General features: G+C 31.1%; 22 protein-coding genes and 1 pseudogene. 8 read left to right on the top strand and 15 right to left on the bottom strand.

The genetic code is table 11. From position 1 onward, the window contains the following. Together DIS18_RS06205 and DIS18_RS06200 are read right to left on the bottom strand one after the other, a co-directional pair. On the bottom strand, positions 1-1,275 hold the full coding sequence (locus DIS18_RS06205) for a ribonucleotide-diphosphate reductase subunit beta (RefSeq protein ID WP_109352137.1): 1,275 nt from the start codon (positions 1,273-1,275) through the stop codon (positions 1-3). Positions 1,276-1,681: 406 nt separating this feature from the next. After that, the gene (locus tag DIS18_RS06200) at positions 1,682-2,245 is read right to left on the bottom strand and encodes a DUF3109 family protein (RefSeq protein WP_109352136.1); all 564 of its coding nucleotides are present in this window, start codon (positions 2,243-2,245) and stop codon (positions 1,682-1,684) included. Between the two features lie 211 nt (positions 2,246-2,456). Here DIS18_RS06200 and DIS18_RS06195 point away from each other — a divergent pair, with 211 nt between their 5' ends. The 3 genes from DIS18_RS06195 to DIS18_RS06185 all read left to right on the top strand — a co-directional run bounded on the left by DIS18_RS06195 (position 2,457) and on the right by DIS18_RS06185 (position 3,937). After that, complete coding sequence (locus DIS18_RS06195; protein ID WP_109352135.1) at positions 2,457-3,044, top strand: MarC family protein; 588 nt, start codon at positions 2,457-2,459, stop codon at positions 3,042-3,044. Positions 3,045-3,110: 66 nt separating this feature from the next. After that, entirely contained in the window at positions 3,111-3,314 is a 204-nt protein-coding gene (locus DIS18_RS06190; protein ID WP_109352134.1) for a hypothetical protein, read from the top strand. A gap of 11 nt (positions 3,315-3,325) precedes the next feature. Next, positions 3,326-3,937 carry an FAD-dependent oxidoreductase gene (locus DIS18_RS06185; RefSeq protein ID WP_109352133.1) on the top strand — a complete coding sequence of 204 codons (612 nt, stop codon included), beginning with the start codon at positions 3,326-3,328 and terminating at the stop codon, positions 3,935-3,937. 118 nt (positions 3,938-4,055) lie between these two features. Here the strand turns inward: DIS18_RS06185 and DIS18_RS06180 are convergent, their stop codons facing one another. The 7 genes from DIS18_RS06180 to DIS18_RS06150 all read right to left on the bottom strand — a co-directional run bounded on the left by DIS18_RS06180 (position 4,056) and on the right by DIS18_RS06150 (position 10,392). After that, the gene (locus DIS18_RS06180; protein WP_146191806.1) at positions 4,056-4,553 is read right to left on the bottom strand and encodes a hypothetical protein; all 498 of its coding nucleotides are present in this window, start codon (positions 4,551-4,553) and stop codon (positions 4,056-4,058) included. A gap of 19 nt (positions 4,554-4,572) precedes the next feature. Continuing rightward, positions 4,573-5,430, bottom strand: a complete 858-nt coding sequence (locus tag DIS18_RS06175) for a hypothetical protein (RefSeq protein WP_109352131.1) — start codon at positions 5,428-5,430, stop codon at positions 4,573-4,575. Positions 5,431-5,435: 5 nt separating this feature from the next. Then, positions 5,436-6,146 (bottom strand): hypothetical protein, encoded by a 711-nt coding sequence (locus tag DIS18_RS06170; protein ID WP_109352130.1) that lies wholly within the window; start codon positions 6,144-6,146, stop codon positions 5,436-5,438. A gap of 288 nt (positions 6,147-6,434) precedes the next feature. Further along, a complete protein-coding gene (locus DIS18_RS06165; RefSeq protein ID WP_109352129.1) occupies positions 6,435-8,024 on the bottom strand; it encodes a S41 family peptidase in 1,590 nt (529 codons plus the stop codon). Next, entirely contained in the window at positions 8,024-8,455 is a 432-nt protein-coding gene (locus tag DIS18_RS06160; protein WP_109352128.1) for a deoxycytidylate deaminase, read from the bottom strand. Before DIS18_RS06160 ends, DIS18_RS06165 begins: the two co-directional genes overlap by 1 nt. A 317-nt stretch (positions 8,456-8,772) precedes the next feature. Continuing rightward, positions 8,773-9,363 carry a HupE/UreJ family protein gene (locus DIS18_RS06155; protein ID WP_109352127.1) on the bottom strand — a complete coding sequence of 197 codons (591 nt, stop codon included), beginning with the start codon at positions 9,361-9,363 and terminating at the stop codon, positions 8,773-8,775. Positions 9,364-9,426: 63 nt separating this feature from the next. Then, a complete protein-coding gene (locus DIS18_RS06150; RefSeq protein WP_109352126.1) occupies positions 9,427-10,392 on the bottom strand; it encodes an NAD-dependent epimerase/dehydratase family protein in 966 nt (321 codons plus the stop codon). Between the two features lie 162 nt (positions 10,393-10,554). Between DIS18_RS06150 and DIS18_RS06145 the strand changes: the two genes are divergently transcribed. Beyond that, complete coding sequence (locus DIS18_RS06145) at positions 10,555-11,073, top strand: hypothetical protein (protein WP_109352125.1); 519 nt, start codon at positions 10,555-10,557, stop codon at positions 11,071-11,073. Between the two features lie 71 nt (positions 11,074-11,144). On the opposite strand, the gene DIS18_RS06140 is transcribed toward DIS18_RS06145, so the two are convergent. After that, a complete protein-coding gene (locus DIS18_RS06140) occupies positions 11,145-11,855 on the bottom strand; it encodes a hypothetical protein (protein ID WP_109352124.1) in 711 nt (236 codons plus the stop codon). Between the two features lie 194 nt (positions 11,856-12,049). On the opposite strand from DIS18_RS06140, the gene DIS18_RS06135 reads away from it, so the two are divergent. After that, positions 12,050-12,517 carry a CBS domain-containing protein gene (locus tag DIS18_RS06135; RefSeq protein ID WP_109352123.1) on the top strand — a complete coding sequence of 156 codons (468 nt, stop codon included), beginning with the start codon at positions 12,050-12,052 and terminating at the stop codon, positions 12,515-12,517. Between the two features lie 107 nt (positions 12,518-12,624). On the opposite strand, the gene DIS18_RS06130 is transcribed toward DIS18_RS06135, so the two are convergent. From DIS18_RS06130 to DIS18_RS06115, 4 genes and pseudogenes are all read right to left on the bottom strand, one after another. After that, positions 12,625-13,317 carry a hypothetical protein gene (locus DIS18_RS06130; protein ID WP_109352122.1) on the bottom strand — a complete coding sequence of 231 codons (693 nt, stop codon included), beginning with the start codon at positions 13,315-13,317 and terminating at the stop codon, positions 12,625-12,627. Between the two features lie 66 nt (positions 13,318-13,383). Continuing rightward, the gene (locus tag DIS18_RS06125) at positions 13,384-13,734 is read right to left on the bottom strand and encodes a hypothetical protein (protein WP_109352121.1); all 351 of its coding nucleotides are present in this window, start codon (positions 13,732-13,734) and stop codon (positions 13,384-13,386) included. Further along, a pseudogene (locus DIS18_RS06120) lies at positions 13,735-14,265 on the bottom strand (GNAT family N-acetyltransferase). It lies immediately after the preceding gene. A gap of 6 nt (positions 14,266-14,271) precedes the next feature. Continuing rightward, a complete protein-coding gene (locus DIS18_RS06115) occupies positions 14,272-14,865 on the bottom strand; it encodes a DUF7103 family protein (RefSeq protein ID WP_146191805.1) in 594 nt (197 codons plus the stop codon). A gap of 165 nt (positions 14,866-15,030) precedes the next feature. Between DIS18_RS06115 and DIS18_RS06110 the strand changes: the two genes are divergently transcribed. From DIS18_RS06110 to DIS18_RS06100, 3 genes are all read left to right on the top strand, one after another. After that, positions 15,031-15,363: a single-stranded DNA-binding protein gene (locus DIS18_RS06110; RefSeq protein ID WP_109352119.1), complete on the top strand. Its 333-nt coding sequence runs from the start codon at positions 15,031-15,033 to the stop codon at positions 15,361-15,363. Positions 15,364-15,586: 223 nt separating this feature from the next. Beyond that, positions 15,587-18,178, top strand: a complete 2,592-nt coding sequence (locus DIS18_RS06105; protein WP_109352118.1) for a phosphoenolpyruvate carboxylase — start codon at positions 15,587-15,589, stop codon at positions 18,176-18,178. Between the two features lie 372 nt (positions 18,179-18,550). Then, positions 18,551-19,456, top strand: coding sequence for a bifunctional helix-turn-helix transcriptional regulator/GNAT family N-acetyltransferase (locus DIS18_RS06100; RefSeq protein WP_109352117.1), 906 nt, complete (start codon positions 18,551-18,553; stop codon positions 19,454-19,456). A gap of 337 nt (positions 19,457-19,793) precedes the next feature. On the opposite strand, the gene DIS18_RS06095 is transcribed toward DIS18_RS06100, so the two are convergent. Continuing rightward, positions 19,794-20,132 (bottom strand): P-II family nitrogen regulator, encoded by a 339-nt coding sequence (locus DIS18_RS06095; protein ID WP_109352116.1) that lies wholly within the window; start codon positions 20,130-20,132, stop codon positions 19,794-19,796. Between the last annotated feature and the right edge of the window lies 1 nt (position 20,133).

Here is a 20,133-nt window from a genome sequence, read left to right as displayed (position 1 = left end):
TTAAAATAGGTCGTCGCTGGTTATACTTTTTGTTCTTTTACTATAGTTGATGGAACGTTTCACGAAGAAATCTCCATGTTTTGTTCCTATAATTTCGTCATCGAACCATTCGGTTTGTGCTATTAATGATTCGTTAACTTCAAATACTTTTTCAATACCAATACTTTCTAAAGAATTATTAAATCTGTTTTTCAAAAACTCATTAATAACATCTTTAGGTAAGAAATCTAATTCTCCTGCTTCAAAAATCCAATCGATAAGTTTACTTTCAGATTTAAAAGCTTCTTCACACAATTCTCTAACTATAATACTGTGCTCTTCATCAAACCATGTTGGGTTTTCAGCTTTAATAATTCTAATAATATCAATTCCAAAATCCCCATGAATTTGCTCTTCTTTAGAGGTCGCCTCAACAACATTAGATACTCCTTTAAGCATATTTTTATGCTTATTAAAAGCCATGATTATTAAAAATTGAGAAAATAAAGACACGTGTTCTATAAAAAGCGAAAACAATAAAATAGATTCTGCATACTCTTTATTATCCTCACTTTTTGCATTCTTTAAAGCGGTTTCTAAATAATGAACACGTCTCATTATTACAGGCTTTTTCTTTAAGTTTTTAAACTCATTGTTAAGGCCTAATATTTCTAATAAATGTGAGTAAGCATCGTGATGACGTACTTCGCTTTCTGCAAATGTTGCTCCAACCGCTCCTATTTCTGGTTTTGGCATTTTATTATAAATCTCGCCCCAAAATGATTTTACTGCAACTTCAATTTGCGAAATAGCAAGCATTGTATTTTTAATAGCATTTTGCTCTACTATAGTAAGTCTTGTTTTAAAATCTTGAATATCGCTTGTGAAGTTAAATTCTGAATGAATCCAATAAGAGTGCCTAATAGCATCTACATATTCGTTAAGCGCAGGATATTCGTAAGGTTTTAAGTTAATACGTTTTTCAAAAATATTTGTTTTTCTGTTTCTAGCTTGTTCATCCCTGTATAAAATATATGCTTTTGCTACACCAGGAAAAGAACTTACCATTAATTTTTCTTCCACAAGGTCTTGCACTTCTTCTACTGTAGGCAAATATTTATGATCTCTTCCTTTTCGTTCTAATAACGTTTTTAAAACATCTACAGAAATTGTATTCGCATCTTCTTTTGTACCATTCCCAACAGAAAGCATTGCTTTTTCAATGGCATTAGAAATTTTATTTAAAACAAAGGGGCTTGTTTCATAATCTCTTTTTATAATCTGCGTAATTTCCATAAGATATTTTTAATTTAAAAGATTAAATATTCATAAGAATATTAGTGTGTTTCTAAACTTCTTCAGTAATTTCCGTAAAATCTGTTATAATTTCCTTCGAAAAAAGGTGAAATGAAAAAAAAATTAAAATTTTATTTTTCAGAAAAAAAAACAAAAATATATTCTGTTTTTTGCTCTCAACAAAGATTGCAAAATGATTAACACGATTTAAGAAACTTAATGAAACGTTTTCAACAAGTTTTTAACAATGTAAAATCTTACACAAAAAATTGGTTTGCCAAAAAATAAAATGTAATACACTGTAAATCAATTTATTAAAATTAATTTACTGGAATTACAAAAGGAATTCAAATAAAAGATTTGCATGCGTCGCAAGCCTTATTTTCACAGTACTTTAGCCTTGTTTTTAAAAGTTTTTTGCAACTTTTTCGAGCTCCATATACCAATCCTCACCAAATTTTCTTATGAGCGCTTCTTTCACAAATTTATAGACAGGAATTTGTAATTCTTTTCCAAGTGTACAAGCATCATCACAAATTTGCCATTTATGATAGTTTACTGCAGAAAATTCAGAATAATCTTGAACACGAATTGGATATAAATGACAAGATACAGGTTTCTTCCAAGTCACCTCGCCTTGATTATAAGCTTCTTCAATACCACAAAGCGCCACTTTTTTTTCATTAAAAATAACATAGGCACAATCTGCACCATTAATTAACGGCGTTTCTAATTCACCTTCTTCTGTGGTAATATATGCGCCTTGAGATTCTATAGCCTCAATGCCTTCTTGACGCAAAAAAGGCTTCACTTTTGGGTAAATTTCTTTTAAAATTTTTGCTTCATCAGCATCTAGTGGTGCTCCTGCATCTCCATCAACACAACACGCTCCTTTACATGCAGATAAATTGCACATAAAATCTTTTTCTATAATGTCTTCTGAAACTATAGTTTTCCCTAATTGAAACATAAAAAATATATTAAAAGCTTATGCAAAAATAGATAAACTTTGGAGTACTTTTTTAAGATATTTAATTAATAATGCTATACTTTTGCGGAAAATTAAAAACCTTCTATAATTAGAATTTTTAATTTTAGATTCCCGCATCCGCGAGAATGACAATTCAATAGGATTTGCAAAAAAAATGCAAGACCTTTTTTTAATATAAAACGCTCAAATTATGCAGTTTAACTTCAAAGAAATATTCACAGCATTCATGGTATTGTTTGCGGTGATTGATATTGTTGGAAACATTCCAATTGTTATTGATTTAAGAAAAAAAGCTGGCCATATCCAAAGTGAAAAAGCCTCTTTAATAGCAGGTATTATTTTGATTATATTTTTGTTTTTAGGAAACAGTATTTTAAATCTTATAGGTATTGATGTAAACTCTTTTGCCGTAGCTGGTGCCTTTATATTATTTTTTATTGCTTTAGAAATGATTTTAGGTATCACACTTTATAAGCAAGATGAAAATGCATCAATGACAACTGCTGTTTTCCCATTAGCATTTCCGCTTATTGCTGGTCCTGGTAGTTTAACAACGCTACTTTCGTTAAGAGCTGAGTTTAGTATAGAAAACATTATTGTTGCCGTTTTAATGAATGTGGTTATTATTTACATTGTACTTAAAACATCTTCTAGAATTGAACGTTTTTTGGGTGCCAATGGTATTAATATAATCCGAAAAGTTTTTGGTGTTATTTTACTAGCTATAGCTGTTAAATTATTTGCACATAATATAAAAGCATTATTTGATCTTGCTTAAATACAAATAGAGGTATTTGAAAAACAAAGATTATCTTAGTAAAACGATATTAAAAGTTATAAATAAATGAAAATTTTCACCATACTACTTAGTGTTATTGCTTTAGGATTAATCATTTTTAATTTTACTAAAGTTGACTTTAATGCCCCTTTTGAAGGTGATAGTATTATTGCAATTATAACCATTGTTGCTTCACTCTGTGTAATAGTTATGATGGCTATTTTAAGAACTTCTAAACGTATTGAAGACCAAGTAAAAGGAAAGAAATAAAGAATTTAATTATGTATGATGCATTAATAATTGGTGGTGGTGCCGCTGGTATGTCTTGCGCCTTGGTTTTAGGATCTGCTAAACCAAAAGCTTATGCAGCTAATAAAACTATTGGTATTATTACGCATCAAAAAACCTCGCATTTACAAACCGCTTTATTTAATAACGTTTTAGGATTAGCTCCTGGAACAACTGGCGCTTCAATTTTAGAAAGCGGAAAAGCACAGCTTTCAAATTTGTATCCACATATTGAGCAAATTGAAAATGAAAAAGTTTTAGCCATTTCAAAAGGCCCTGACTCTTTTTTTATCAAGACTAACAAGAGTTTGTACAAAACTAAAATTGTTGTTATTGCTGTTGGCTACACCAATTTAATGACGATTAAAGGTTTAGAACATTATATTGAACCGCATCCAAGAGCAGCTATTGAAAAAGACCGTATTTGGTTAAAAAATACAGACCATTTAATTGAAAAGAATTTATATGTTGCAGGAACGTTAGCAGGGTGGCGCAGTCAATTTGCTATGGCCTCTGGAAGTGGCGCACATGTAGCTACTGATATTTTAACGCTTTGGAATGGTGGGAAACATGCTAAGGTGCATGATAAGGTTGAAAACTTATAAAATAAAAAGCCACATTTTGTTCTAAAATGTGGCTTTTTATTGTTCATACTCTTACCGCAATTTATTAAAGACTAATGACGGCAGGTTATGTTTTTAAAGTAGTTTAAAAAAATTCCTACTAATAGCGACTTATATCTGAAATTTTTTTCCAAATCTCATCATACCTTTTATAAACTTCAACTGAAGATATAAAATAGACATTTTCATCAGTCTTTTGTAATTTCTGTATGAGTCCATATTCCCCATCAACAGTATAAATAGGTTTAGATAAATAGATAACTTCCAAATTATTTTTATGAGGATAATTTTTTACAGAAAAAACATTATCTAAATTAGTGAAGTCTAATTCCCAAACACTGTTTTCTTTGGTCATCTGCTTCTTCAAATAATCATAATTCTTTTTTGTAAAGACATTTTTCAACTCATCAGGTATAACCTCAGATTTTGAATTATATTTTCTAATGATTTTAAATACTTCGCTATTAGTGTTATCCAAACCTAAGAAGACAGAATCTTTCTTTTGTTTGTCTTTATAATTTTCTATATAGACCTTCAATAAAGAGATGTCTTCACTCTTCTTTTCAGAAGATGAGCAAGAAACAATGATGATTATCATTATTATAAACATTATAATTTTATTCACATTTAGAACCTTTAGCATTTGCCTTACCTTCATTTTCGTTTACTATTATTGTTGAATATTCCGTTTGTTGTTCTGGAGTTAAACCTTGGAATGCATTAGTATTTTGATGCGCACCTAAGACCATTTTTTCACAATAATCTCTTGTAGCACCAGTAATATTATTATTTGTTGCATAATTAAATACACTATCTGTTATTTCATCTAAAAAGTCATCATAAACATCGTGCATTGATTGATCTAAGGCAGTTCTATTCGCATTACTCTTATCATCATAATAAGTTATAAAAGCATCATTTATATCTGTATAATCTGGATATACATTAAGCAATTCACCTTTAATATATAAATAGCCCAAACGAATATGTACAAACTCATGAGCAGCCGTTAACACTATTGATAAATTAGATGCATTATCTAAATAAGAGTTATCAAAATTTAATATGATTCCATTTTGACCTTCATCGTTTAAAATTGGTTCGTCAGGGAAAATAGTCCCAGCAATTACATCATCAGGTAAATCTATGTCCTCAAATTGTATATGATGTTCAGTACTTTTTCCAAATTCATTTTTAATAAAATTTGTCAAAGATACATTACTATTGATTATTAAATCGAAAACTTTCTCAGCTTGACATTCTTTATTCATTTGAACATAAAATTTCTCTAATTTTTCAAATTCCAAATCCCCATCATTCAACCAAGCCTCAACAGCTAATTCACTAAAATTTTTAGATTCAGCATTACAACTATTTTGTTTTAAATAATCATTTATTACTCTAACCTTAAATATATTATCTGAATTAGACAACCAGTTAGTTGCTCCTTCAATTTCTAATAAATTAGAACCCATACAGTTCATAATTTCTTGTACTGGCGAAATAGTTTGTGTTGTTGTATCTCCAGCGGGTCCAGAACTTGAACGCCCTCCTCTCCTGTTTCTCCTGAGGTATTTCCTGTATTACTATAAGTAGGAATGACTGTTGGACTTCCACCACCTCCACTAGTGCAAAACCTTGAATAACAAACGGAATGTGCTAGACATTTACTTCCATCAGGGTTCCTCCCGTCTGAATGGTTTCCTTTCCAACAACACTCATGAGCAACATTCACACATGTTTGCGTTAATTTAGAAAACAGACCTTCACTATTTTGAACCTGTTCTATTCCAATAACTTCACTAAATGTGTTTTCTCCTTCGACTTTTCCGTAGGTAACTAATATAGTATTATACGTACCATTTGGAAAAACAGATACTAACAAATTCTCTAACTTATTAGGATTAAATTCATCTCTATAAATTGGAAACGTATAAGATTCATAATCCTCATCGGTATTAATTATATGACTTACATGATGAGTATCTATTACAAAATCATGTTCATTAGATGTTTTTACACCTTCGGTTTTATTACTAAACCCTTGTAAGTGCTGAAACAAACCTTGATTCTGTTCAATTTTATCACTTCCAACTACTGTAATACTTAATGGTGACTCTTGAGATTCTTCTATGGTTTCTACTTGTTCTAAATTAGTTTCCTTTTCACAACCAAAAAAGAATAAAGCCATTAAACATAAAAAAAAGTAACGTCTTGAGGTTTGGGATCATTTTAAAATAAATTTTCATAAACATATATAATTAAGATTAATAAATTAATTACTATATGCTATTAAACTTTTAAGAGAGAGATTTTGCTATGAAGTAAATCTAATAAATTTATCGTAAATTCCTACTTAGTAGTTATGAAAAATCATATTGACGCTGTGAGAAACCCATAAAATACAGTCTTATAAAGAAAAATTTTTTAACTTTGAGTTTCAATTTAAGAGATTCCTGCCTGCGCAGGAATGACAAACCTATTTCCCATCACTCAATTTAATCACCTCATCAATCATAATATCGCGCTGATTAAAAACCTCTTCAAAAGCACCAGCACCAAAAAGCTGATCTGCAAGAGTGGCTTTTATATATTGTTTTACTTCTTCATGATAGGCTACAAAAGTAACTTTAGATTCGGTTCTGAGGTTTAAGTAATCTTGAAATGCAAAAACTAAATCGTCTCCTACTTCAAAAGTATCTATAAAATCTTGTCTGGTAGCATCATCATATACATGGCGGTCTTTTTCCAATTCTTCAAATACAAAATTTCCAAAAAATCCGCGTCGTCTTAAAAAAGACAACGTTTCGTTTTGCATGCTATTATCAATAGGCACAAAAACATCTGGAATAATACCGCCACCACCATAAACAATTTTACCTTCTGGGGTTCTGAATTTTAAAGAATCGTCAACTTTTATTTTTTCAGGATCTAGCAATTCTCCGCTATTTAACCTTTCAAAATACTCATCGTAATAATCTTTATTACCATTATTATAAGGCCGCTGAATAGAACGACCTGTTGGCGTGTAATAACGAGACACTGTTAAACGTATAGCACTACCATCTCCTAAATCCATTTCGCGTTGTACGAGTCCTTTTCCGTAAGAGCGCCTCCCAACAATGGTACCTTTATCATGATCCTGTAAAGCCCCCGCAACAATCTCGCTTGCCGAAGCAGAATTCTCGTCTATCAAAACATAGACCTTACCATCTTCAAAATCGCCTTTGCTTGTAGCATAATAATTTTCAACATCACCCCGTTTATTTTTAGTAAACAAAATGAGTTTATCGTCTTCTAAAAATTCATCTACAATTTGTTTTGAAATGTTTAAAATACCTCCAGGATTATCACGCAAATCCAATGCTATTTCTGTAGCACCTAGAGCTTCTAATTTTTCAATTCCTGCTTTAAATTCTTTATAAGTAGACTCTGCAAAACGATTGATTTTTATATATCCCAATTTCTCGGTTAGCATATACGCTGCATCAACACTTTTAATAGGTATGGTACCACGTTTTACTGTAAATTTTAAAAGTTCTGGCTCTCCGCGCCTGTAAACTTCCAGTTTTACTTTAGAGTTTATTTCGCCTTTTAACTTCTTTATAAGCTCACCGTCTTCAAGGTGTTTTCCAAATAAAGAATCGCCGTTTGCAGTTATAATTCTATCACCTCCTTTTATGCCTGCTTTTGCACTTGGTCCATTTTCAATAGCGCGAATTACAGCTATAGTATCTCTGTAGGTGTAAAAACTAACGCCAATACCTACAAAATCGCCTTTCATTTCTTCTGCAGCACGAGCCATTTCCTCCTCAGGAATGTAAACCGAGTGCGGATCTAGATTATCTAAAATACCATTAACCGTTACATCTACAATGCTATCCGTATTTACATCATCAACATAATCGTATTCAATGTAATCTATAAGTCTGTTAAGTTTATCTTTTTTACTATTTGTAGAAAATAAGCGATCTGGCGAGTCGGCAAAATCTAATTTTCCGCCAATTAAAATGCCTATTGCAATAGCAACACCTAAAACTAAGGGTAAATATTTTTTTTGAAACGCCATTATGCTTTTAAATCTTCAATAAGTTCTAACTCAATCCCCGCTCTTTCCAAAAATTTTAAACCAGAATCATCCTTATAACCTTTATTATAAACCACTTTTACAATACCCGCTTGGTGTATTAGTTTGCTACATTCTTTACATGGTGATAATGTAATATAAAGCGTTGCACCTTTGCATGATTGTGTAGATGCTGCCACTTTTAAAATAGCATTAGCCTCTGCATGCAACACGTACCACTTAGTGTAACCTTCCTCGTCTTCACAAAAATTCTCAAAGCCCGATGGTGTGCCGTTGTACCCGTCCGAAATTATCATTCTATCCTTAACAATTATCGCACCTACTTGCTTCCGTTTGCAATACGATAATTTTCCCCACTCTTGCGCAATTCTTAAATAGGCTTTATCGTACTTAAGTTGTTTGTTTTTTGGCATTAACTTTTTATTTGGGCGTTACCCTCATTTAATATTTCTAGTAAATCTTGAGGTTTATAGTAATTCGGGTCAGGCTATCCGCTATATCTTTTGCAGAAAAAGCAAAAGGATGCCGCTTCTATCCTTAACGCACTTCTCGTATAACGAATATAGTTAGTTAGTATTTTAATTACAACGCTAAATGCGTTAAAGTTTTACGAAAGTTTGGTTTAAAGCACCTAACCCGCGTTAGGGATTGAATGGTATGTTTGAGCTCCCGACCAAAGGAGGAGCGAGTAATGAAAGCCCGACCCTTGTGGTAACGCTCAAATAATTTTTTAAGACAGGAAATCGGAATTTAAAATCATGGGGATAACCAAACCGACTACAATGGCGGAAATAACCATAATCCAATCGCGTTTTGTGAACCTGAAAATGGTTTGTACTACGTAGCCTAAAAAGAGGACGACAAATACGATGATGACTTGTGCAAGCTCGATACCAAGGGCAAATTCTAGAAGTAAAACGAGTTTGTTATCGGTGTCTCCCAATAGCATTTGAAACTCGCGTGCAAAACCTAAACCGTGCACTAAACCAAAAAATAGGGTAGACAAGAATAGCACACCAACTTTTTCTCGTTGTGCACCTTTACCTGAGGTAAATACGTTAAAAAGAGCGACTATTAAAATGGTAATAGGTATAAGGAATTCTACAACGGTGGCGTTTACACTTACCACATTGTAAGCCGCTAAAACTAATGATAGCGTATGCCCAAGTGTGAACATAGAAACGAGTAATAATACACGTTTCCAATCTTTAAATACATATGGTACCGTTAAAACGATAAGAAATAAAACGTGATCGTAGGCATTAATATCTAGCACATGATTGATGCCGTATTCTACATTAAACCAAAAATTTTCTAGCATAATAATTAAGATTTAGGGTAGCCAAATATACAAATTAACCGAGTGCTCCACAAAAGTCTCGGTTTATGAGGTTTCTGAAATACTGTTATACTTTTTGTTAAGTTGAAAAATCATTTCTTCGGTTATATCTTCTAGAGAAAATGCATGTTTCCAGTTCCAATCTTGTCTTGCATAAGAGTCGTTTATGCTTTTTGGCCAGCTATCTGCAATATCTTGCCTGTAATCTGGTTTGTACGTTATATTAAACTCTGGAATTTGCTTTTTTATAGATTCTACAACTTCTTTGGGTGTAAAACTAATGGCTGCTAAATTGTAAGACGATCTTATTTTTATATCAGCAGATTGGGCTGCCATAATATCAAGAGTTGCTTTTATAGCATCATCCATAAACATCATAGGAAGTTCTGTATCTGGTTTCAAAAAGCATTCGTACGATTTTGTTTTTACAGCTTCGTGATATATTTCTACTGCATAATCGGTTGTACCTCCACCTGGTAATGCTTTCCAGCTAATTATCCCAGGATAACGGATGCTTCTAACATCTACATCGTATTTATTATAGTAATATTCACACCAACGTTCTCCTACTTGTTTGGTAATCCCATAAACTGTTGATGGCTCCATGATTGTATATTGTGGTGTGTATTTTGTTGGTGTTGTAGGACCAAAAACAGCTATACTTGACGGCCAAAATATTTTTTTTATAAACTTATCTCGTGCTAAATTCAGTACATGAAACAGAGAGTCCATGTTTAAATTCCAAGCTTTTTCTGGAAATTTTTCACCAGTTGCACTTAACATGGCTGCCATTAAATATACGGTATCAATATCATGTCTTTCAACACAGCTTTTTATGCCATCATAATCTTTAGCATCAAGAATTTCAAAAATACCAGAATTAACAATATCTAAATTGTTCTGATTAATATCTGTAGCTACAACATTATCATCACCATATAGACTTCTAAGCTTATAGGTTAATTCCGAACCAATTTGTCCACCAGCACCAATTATTAGTATTTTAGACATTGTTAAATCATTGTATTATAAAGATATTTCAAAAATAATAAGTTTTTATTGATAATAATGCATTAAAAATTCGAAATATTATCAATTTCATTTTTAGTTAATCAATTAAAAAATAAACGTTTACTATATATTTGCACTATACTACTTTTTAAATGATGCGTAATGTTTGCTAAACCCTTATATATTTTAAGTTTTTTATTATTATTCTCCGCTTGTAAAAAAACTCAAGAAATTACTGATGAAACGGAAATTGAGCAAACAAAAAGTCAAGAAATTACAGAGTTAGACGTTTCTAAATTAAAGTATATTGAATATGCTTTAGACTCTAAAACGGAAGACATTATTGCAGATTGGGATGAATATATACAAGTTGAAGATTTAGTAGCAGATATTAAAAAAGGAGATTTAACTTTTTTTGATGATAGTAAGGCAACTGTAAAATTACTTTTAAGAGAATTAAAAGATAATATTCCTGAACAGGTGAACTCTCCATCCATTACAGCTAGAGTTTTGGTTTTGGAAACTAAAATTCTTAAGCTAGAGAGTTTAACAAATTTATCTACTACTAGTAAAGAAGAACTTCTAGAAACTATAAAAGAATTTTTTGTGTCGTTTTACACACTAAGTTTCCAAATGAATAAAAAAGTAGAATTTGATAATCGTTCTATTGAGCGGCCTTAGAATTTAAATTAAACAAAAAAAGGAGTTTCTAATATATTAGAAACTCCTTTTTTTGTTTTTACTTACTGGTGTTAGTTTTTTGGTTGAGCCGCTTGTTGTAATACTTGCTTTTGCCTTAATAATTCGTTTTTTGTAATTTGAATTAAGTTAAAGTTAGGAGCTTCTTTCAGGGTTGCATCTAAAATATCAACAGCTGCATCAATATTAGCTTTGTTGTCTTTACCAAATGTTGATAATGCATCTAAATACATAAAAGCTGCTTTTAATGGCACCTCGTAAGGTGTTTGAGTTTCATAAAAAGCTTTTTTATCCTCTGCTTTAGAATTTGCTAAACCATACGCAATATGCTTATCTGTTTCTGCTACATTTTTAATTTGCATATTAAGTTCTGCTAATTCGTAAGCTATTAATGCATTTGGTTGTCTTTTAAACATTTCATCAAAATGCTCAATAGCAAGTTTAGGTTGTTTAAGAGATTTTAAAGACACTGCTTTAACCTCAACTGCAATATCAGAATCTGTAGCTTTCTGCTCTATTCCAATGGTATTAAGGGCTTGCATATATTGATTACCACTCATATATATATACGCCAAGGTATCTTTTCTTCCCTCAGATGGTGTTAATATGTTCAAATGCGTCATAGCATTAATAATCCCTTGAGTATCTCCTTGAGATTTCATTTGCTTGTAATAAGCTTCATAATGTTTTAATAATTCTGAGTTAGTTTGTGCACCCGCCATAAAACTAACCGTCAATAAAACCAATCCAAATAATTTTTTCATTTTAATAAAATTTAATTTCAGTGGCTAAAACTAAAAAAAAATAGCAGTTAAACTCTTAAAAGAATGCTAATTATTTATGGAAAAATAACATTATTCTTATATAATCTGATACATTTTGGGTTAACAATCAAAAGGAGTTTTAGGAATTTTCAAAAAAAAAAGCTATATTTAAGATTACTAAAAAATAAATATTTATGGGAATAAAGAGTTTTCAAGGAGCAAGAAGGCAGCAATCTAATACTGCTGACACGACGTCGTTAACAGTGAGCGACTACATGACTACAAGTTTGATAACATTTACTCCTGACCAATCCATTGAAAGTGTGATGCAATCTTTGATTAAACACAGAATTTCTGGAGGACCAGTTGTTAATGAAAAAAATGAACTTATCGGAATAATTTCTGAAGGTGATTGTATAAAGCAAATAAGTGAAAGTAGATATTACAACATGCCCATGCAAGACCAAACCATTGAGAAGCATATGGCAGGTAATGTTGAAACTATTGATGGTAATATGAATATTTTTGATGCTGCAAAAAAGTTTTTAGAAGCTAAACGCAGACGTTTTCCTATTGTAGAAAATGGAAAATTAGTTGGACAAATAAGTCAAAAAGATGTTCTTAAAGCTGCCATGCAGTTAAAAGGGCAAAATTGGAAGTAAACATGTTTTTCTGATTCTTTTTTTTAGAGTAAAATTACAAGGTTAACAAATACAATCTATCATTAACCGTAAAAAAGCTTTTGGTTATCTATAACCTAAAGCTTTTTTTATACACGTCCGTGTTTAGGCTTTAATGCATCTGGACTATCAGTTATCAGAATTTTATCTTTCCCTTTTGCAGTAACTGATGCAATACTAGAATATTTATAATCTTTTACAGGATTATCTAACTTCATCCAATTAACATAACCAGCTACAGTAATACGCTCTCCAACTTCTACAATGGCTTCTGAGTAACGGAGCTGTTTATTAAAACCCAATATATTTTCAGTTTTAATATTGTAAGCCTTTAAAAGTTCTGCAAATTCTGGCGTGAGTTCTTTAAATAAGCCAGAACTTGTTTTTTTATCAGTTACTAAATAATCGTAATAATTTTTTGGAGATTCAGTTGGGAGCACAACAATACGTTCTCCTGTTTGTTCAATAAAAAAATCTTGAACATGCTCTTCTTGAACAATTGTTTTCCAATGAGAACTTTTACCAGTACTTACTTTTTTTTGAATCTTCATTTTATAAAACACACATTTACGTTTACTTAAAGGCGCAATTAATGGTTCTTCAATATTTAAAGCTTTCCCTTCAACTTTAGAATACGTTTTAGTTTTCAAACTGCCTATACGCTGACTTGGTAAGTGTTTTAAGCGTCTTAATATAATTGTTTTTGGCTGGTAGTAATAAATTAAAAAAGCCAATAACGCAATAACACAAATAGCTATAGTAACAATAATTGGTGTGCTCATTTTTTAGTTTATAGGTTTTTGTTATTGCTTATTAGTATAAAATTAAGCACAAAAGTTACGGTAAAATTACTCCCGTTTTACCAAAGCATAATAATCTCCTTCAAGAGGCAAATATCCCTGATCATATACAAAGTAATATATAGTTCCAGCTTTTGTAGTGTAAATACTTGTAAAATAATTAAAATCAAAACCAGCTTCAATCAATTTTGCTCGAGATGTTTTTGTTTTTTGATTTGGATTTAGTGCTTCTAAAATCCTGTAATTTTTCCTCAATCTATTATTAGTATTTCTAATTAAGTTTTTACTGTCTTTATTAACCTTATTATTATACGCATTACGGCAACCATCACTACAGAATTTTTTATCAATTCTGCCAACAATCTTGTCGCCACATTCTAAACATTGTTTTTGTTCCATCTATTTATTTTCCATTTTATACCAGCGAAGATTCATTTTTTCTTCTTCAAAATAAAAATCTTCAACATAGTGTAATCCTATTTTTAAAAGTGCATTGTGAGATGCTTCATTCCCTATTTCTGTTATTCCATAAATTTCTGATAATTTAAGAGTATTAAATGCATAATCCACTGCAGCTTTACCAGATTCGGTGGCATAACCTTTTCCTCAGAATCGTTTTATCAACCTATAACCAACATCATAATACTCATCAAAACCATTCATGTTATATTCATTGTTTAATCTAATTCCCGACCAGCCAATACATTCTCCTGTCTTTTTTTCAATGGCTACCCATCGACCAATACCCCTTTCTTCATACTGTTTAAGAACGCCTTCTATAATACGCCTTGATTCTTCTTTAGTTTTAACAGGTTTATTCCCAAGGTATTTATGAACTTCAGGATCTGAATCTAATTCAAACATACTGTCTATATCAGTTAGTCTCATATCTCTCAAGATAAGTCGCTCTGTTTCTATTTCAAATATCATAATTTGTTAATCTATTTTCCCTAAAGATTCTCCAATAAAATGTACACATATAGGTAACATCCCTATCCACTCAGCCCAAAATAATGAATACCATTCAAACAGATAATAGCTAGCTATACCAAATAATATAAATACCCCACAAATAATTTTAGCTAAGCGTTGCTTTTTTGAGCTAAAATATATCATAACAAAAACACTGCCTGCAAAAAATAATATAGCAAATATTAAATGTATAATTTCAAATTCTAAGTGAGGTGTTAATACAACTCCTACTAATGTAATTCCTAGAATAATGTTGTACCATTTAGTTTTCCAAGCGGTGCCATTATATATAAACATAGACGCGGCAAGTGTTATTAAAAAAACAAACCATTCGCTTCTATCTGAGTATGCATAATTACTAATGCTAGATCTTATCGAACCATCCAACCAAATTAAAATTGCTGGTGTTAAAATCAATAAAATAGACAATGAAATCTCCAAAGTCATTAACCTTTTTCGCAATTCTTCAATAGGAGACAAAATAGTTCTTGCAACACTTTTTAACGTCTCTTTTATTTGTTGCATTTGCATGATAACCCTTATTACAATTGATTTCATGCAAATGTAAGCAAAATTTTTAAACCGTTTACAAACGACTACAAACATTTACAAACGAATTTAAACAAGTAATAACCGAATAAAATTTGGAAGCCGTTAGATATTTGCAGTGTCGAAACATAAGAACTCGATAGTATTAACTGTTTAACGAAAAAATTTAAAATTATGAACACACTTAGAAACAAAGTACAGTTGATTGGTAACTTAGGAAATGATCCTGAAATAATCAATCTAGAATCAGGAAAAACATTAGCAAAATTTAATATTGCTACAAATGAAAGTTACACTAATAACAAAGGTGAAAAAATAACAGATACCCAATGGCATAATATTATTGCATGGGGTAAAACAGCTCAAATTATTGAGAAATATGTAACTAAAGGAAAAGAGGTTGCGATTGAGGGAAAATTAACATCGCGAAGTTATGATGATAAAGATGGCAACAAGCGTTACATCACAGAAATTGTTTGTGGCGAATTGTTAATGCTTGGAAAATAAATTCTCATAACATCTTTTTACAGGGCGCAACTTTAAGTTACGCCCTGTTTTATTTTATCTACTAGGATAATTCTATTATGAAGATTCCTATTTATTATCACTTTTTTTTAATTATTCACAATCATAAATCCTGAATGTAAAAAAATCGATAAATCTTTTTAAACAACGTGTTCTTTAACTCAAGCTTCACTATTTTTATGGTTAATTTTCAACAGAACGATATATGTCCGTAGAGCCAAAATTAACTAGATTCAATCAAAGCGTTTTATCAAAATATCAAATATACAATAGTATATTTATGACATTACCTTTTGATGCTGTAACAAAAACTGGAGTTTTACTTCCTTTATTCCATGAAACTTGTAAAAAAGGATTTAGTAATGGCGATGATCCTACAACAATTGTTGATACCTTTTTTGAAAAATATCAGGCTAGACGAAATAAGGAAAGTCAGATAAACTTATTGTTTAGATTTATTCAATATATAGAAAGACAAGTTGTTTTATTTGATGCCATTGAAGATGCAGCATTTTCTACTGTAAATAATATGGATGGCGTAGGTACTTTAAGAAACCTAAAAGGCTCTGCTAAATCTGAAGGAAATCTTGAAGAACTAAAAGATTTTCTTGAAGAATTTAAGGTTCGTATTGTTTTAACTGCTCACCCAACACAATTTTATCCAGGGTCGGTTTTAGGAATTATTACAAACCTAACAGAAGCTATAAAGAATAATGATTTAAATGGAATAAATAATCTATTTGGTCAATTAGGAAAAACACCTTTTTTCAAGCATAAAAAGCCAACGCCTTATCAAGAAGCAAAAAGCTTAATGTGGTATCTTGAAAATGTATTTTATAAATCATTTGGTGATATCTATAATTACATACAAACTAGTATTTATGATGATGGTAAAAAGCATAACGATATTATAAATATTGGATTCTGGCCAGGTGGAGACCGTGATGGAAACCCGTTTGTAAAGCCAGAAACTACTTTAAAAGTTGCCAAAAAATTAAAAAAATCTATTCTTAAAAAATATTACCAAGACTTAAGAGGCTTAAGAAAAAAATTAACTTTTAGAGGTGTTGAAGAGCGTATTATTCGTCTTGAAACTATCATGTATGAGTATAGCATCGACTTAAAAACTAAAAAAGCCATTAGCGCCAAAGAACTAAGAGCAGAGCTTTTAAGTATTAGAGATGTTATTGTTGAAGAGCACCAATCTTTATATGTAAACGAGGTTAACAACTTAATAAATAGAGTACATCTTTTTGATTACAGATTTGCATCTCTGGATATTAGACAAGATAGTAGAATACACCACAGTGTATTTACTACAGTTATAGATGCTTTGATTGCTACGGGAAAATCATCTTTTCCAGATAATTATCATGATTTATCTGAATCTGAACAAATTGAAATTTTATCAAAAGCTACCGATGATGTTGGAGATTTAGATGCTTTTGAAGATGAAATGGTAAGGAATACATTAAAAACCATAGCCATAATAAAAGACATTCAAGAAAGCAATGGAGAGCGTGGTGCTAACCGATACATTATCAGTAACAACCAAACAGCATTAAATGTGATGCAATTATTTGCTATGTTAAGAATGGTTGCTTTTAAAGACGATTTAACTGTAGATGTTGCGCCTTTATTTGAAACTATTCCTGATTTAGAAAATGCACCAGGGGTTATGGAACAATTGTACTTAAACCCAGAATATATGGCTCATTTAAGAGCAAGAGGAAGCAAACAACATATTATGTTAGGATTCTCTGATGGCACAAAAGATGGTGGTTATTTAATGGCCAACTGGGGTATTTACAAAGCCAAAGAGTTACTAACTGAGATGTCTAGAAAATACGATATTACGGTTATATTCTTTGATGGTCGTGGTGGACCTCCAGCACGTGGTGGTGGAAAAACACATAACTTCTACTCATCTTTAGGGCCAACCATTGAGGATAAAGAAGTACAAATTACCATTCAAGGACAAACAGTAAGTTCTAATTTCGGAACCAATGATTCTTCACAATATAACTTAGAGCAATTAATAAGTTCTGGTATTAAAAATAGAATTGATGGCGAAAAGAATCGTTTATCTGATGAAGATAGAGCGGTGATGAATGATCTTGCAGAAACAAGTTACCAAACTTATAAAGATTTTAAAAGTCACGCTATGTTCATTCCTTATTTGGAGCGCATGAGTACTTTAAAATATTATGCAAAAACCAATATTGGAAGTAGACCATCAAAACGTGGGAAATCAGATAAACTAGTGTTTTCAGACTTAAGAGCCATTCCTTTTGTAGGGTCTTGGAGTCAGTTAAAACAAAACGTTCCTGGTTTTTATGGTGTTGGTACAGCATTAAAAGTTTATGAAGATAATAACGAATGGCATAAAGTAGAGCAACTTTACCATAACTCTAAATTCTTTAAAACACTTTTAGAAAACAGTATGATGTCCTTAACAAAATCGTTCTTCGATTTAACAAAATACATGTCTAAAGACGAAGAATTTGGTGGTTTTTGGAACATCATTTTTGAAGAATACAAAACCACTAAAAGATTGTTGTTAAAGCTAACAGGTTATACAGAATTAATGGAAAACGAGCCTTCTGGAAAAGCTTCTATTGAGGTAAGAGAGTCTATTGTTTTACCGTTATTAACTATACAGCAATACGCGCTTAAAAAAATACAAGAGTTTGAAAAAGCTGGTGTAGCTGCAGACGATCCTGAAAAGTTAATTTTCGAAAAGATTGTAACACGTTCTCTATTTGGTAATATTAATGCCAGTAGAAATTCTGCATAAACCATTTTAAAATATTAAAAACGAAAGCCTTCATTTAAAACGTGAGGGCTTTTTTGTTTTTTGGGCGTTACCAGAAAAGGAGCGGGCTATTATTAACTCCCATTAAAACTATTAGACGCTTCAAATTTAATAACCACTTTATACAGCACTTGGTTTTATCAGAAAAACTAGCAAACTTCGTTTATGTGGATATGAAATATTGAAACGATTTTCACAACCATGAAGTATTGCTATTCATTGTCCCAAAACTTATCGGGAATAGAAATTTAAAACAACTAATAATAGAGTAATTGAATAAAAATTACCTAAAAAAGTAAATTGATATTAAAATTAATTTTAATATATTTGACAAAGTCAATTAAATAGGTGTTTATGTCAAATAAAATAAAACTTCTAAGAAAATTTAATCGAGATTACTTTAATAGATTAAGGGTTTTTGATTCACATTACAATAATAATTTTTCTGTTACCGAAACTCGCATTTTGTATGAATTAAGCATTCACAACAAATTAACATTAAAAGAAATATCTGAAGTATTACATATTGATACAGGTTATGCTTCTAGAATAATAAAAAAGTACACTAATAAAGGTTATATAAGCAAAGTTTCAGATAACAATGATAAAAGGTCGAATTATTTAAGCTTGACAACCTTAGGTGAAAAAATTGCAGATGACATAAATAAATTTGAAAATCAAAGAATTAACAGTATACTCGAAAAACTTGATAGTGATTCTCAATCTAAACTAATAGATGCTATTGATACAGCTTACTCTTGTTTAAATCCTAAAAAAGAAAGCTTACCAATAATTAGAACACATCAACCTGGTGATTTAGGGACTATTACTCATTTTCATGGAAAATATTACGCTGACACTTACGGCTATACAGAAATTTTTGAGGCTTTTGTAGCAAAAGATTTTTCTGAATTCATATTAAATTTTGACAAAAAAAAAGATGTATTTTATATAGTTGAAAAAAATGGAAAAGTTGAAGGTTCAATCGCTTTACAGCATCGCTCTAATGAGTCAGCTCAACTACGCTTTTTCTATCTATCACCGGCTTTAAGAGGATTTGGAATTGGTAGAATTTTAATGAATAAAATCATGAATTTTGCTAAAAAAACAAAATATAAACATTTGTTCCTTTGGACTCATAAAGGATTAGACGGTGCACACACAATTTATGAAAAAAATGGTTTCACAATGACTGAAACTAAAATACATTCTCTTTGGAAAGAAAATTTAGAAGAGCAAATGTGGGAATTGAACCTTTAGTAAAATTATAACTATATCAAATTACAACGAAATGGAAACAACGTGTATAATTTAATTGTTCTAGATCTTTGTGTACTCGGAAAACCCTTCGGATTTCTCTAACCTTTGGTTTCCCATTGCTATATTGATTGCTTAAACCAACACAGCTAAATCATACACAAACCGTTAAACAAACTCCTCCAAAACAAAACTTCCTTCAATTTAACACCCTCCAATCTAGCAAATAAATGCGTTAGGGATTGAGGCATTGTTGAAGCTCTCCCGATTTTTTTATCGGGAAGCGACTGCCGAAAGCCCGACCCTTTTGGGGTAACGCCCAAAGAAAAAAACGTTTTTTTTAGTTTATAGCATCTCGCCCTTTTTCTCCTGTTCGTATTCTGTAACATTCGTTAATATCTGACACAAATATTTTACCATCGCCAACTTCACCTGTACTTGCTGCTTCAAGAAGTGTTTTTATGGTTATGTCTTCAAAATCATCGTTTACTACTATTGATAAATATCTGCGTTGTATATCACTGGTGCTATACGATATACCTCTATAAACATGTCCTTCTTTTTCGTTTCCTAGCCCTGTTACATCCCAGTAAGAAAAGAAGTTTACACCTGCTTCGTGTAATCTATCTCTAACGACTTTATACTTAGACTTTCTTATAATGGCTTCTATTTTCTTCATT

Source organism: Algibacter marinivivus (assembly GCF_003143755.1).
GTDB classification, from domain to species: Bacteria; Bacteroidota; Bacteroidia; order Flavobacteriales; family Flavobacteriaceae; genus Algibacter_B; species Algibacter_B marinivivus.
Note: the sequence above shows the minus strand (reverse complement) of the source record. Positions and strands in the feature narration are given on the sequence as shown.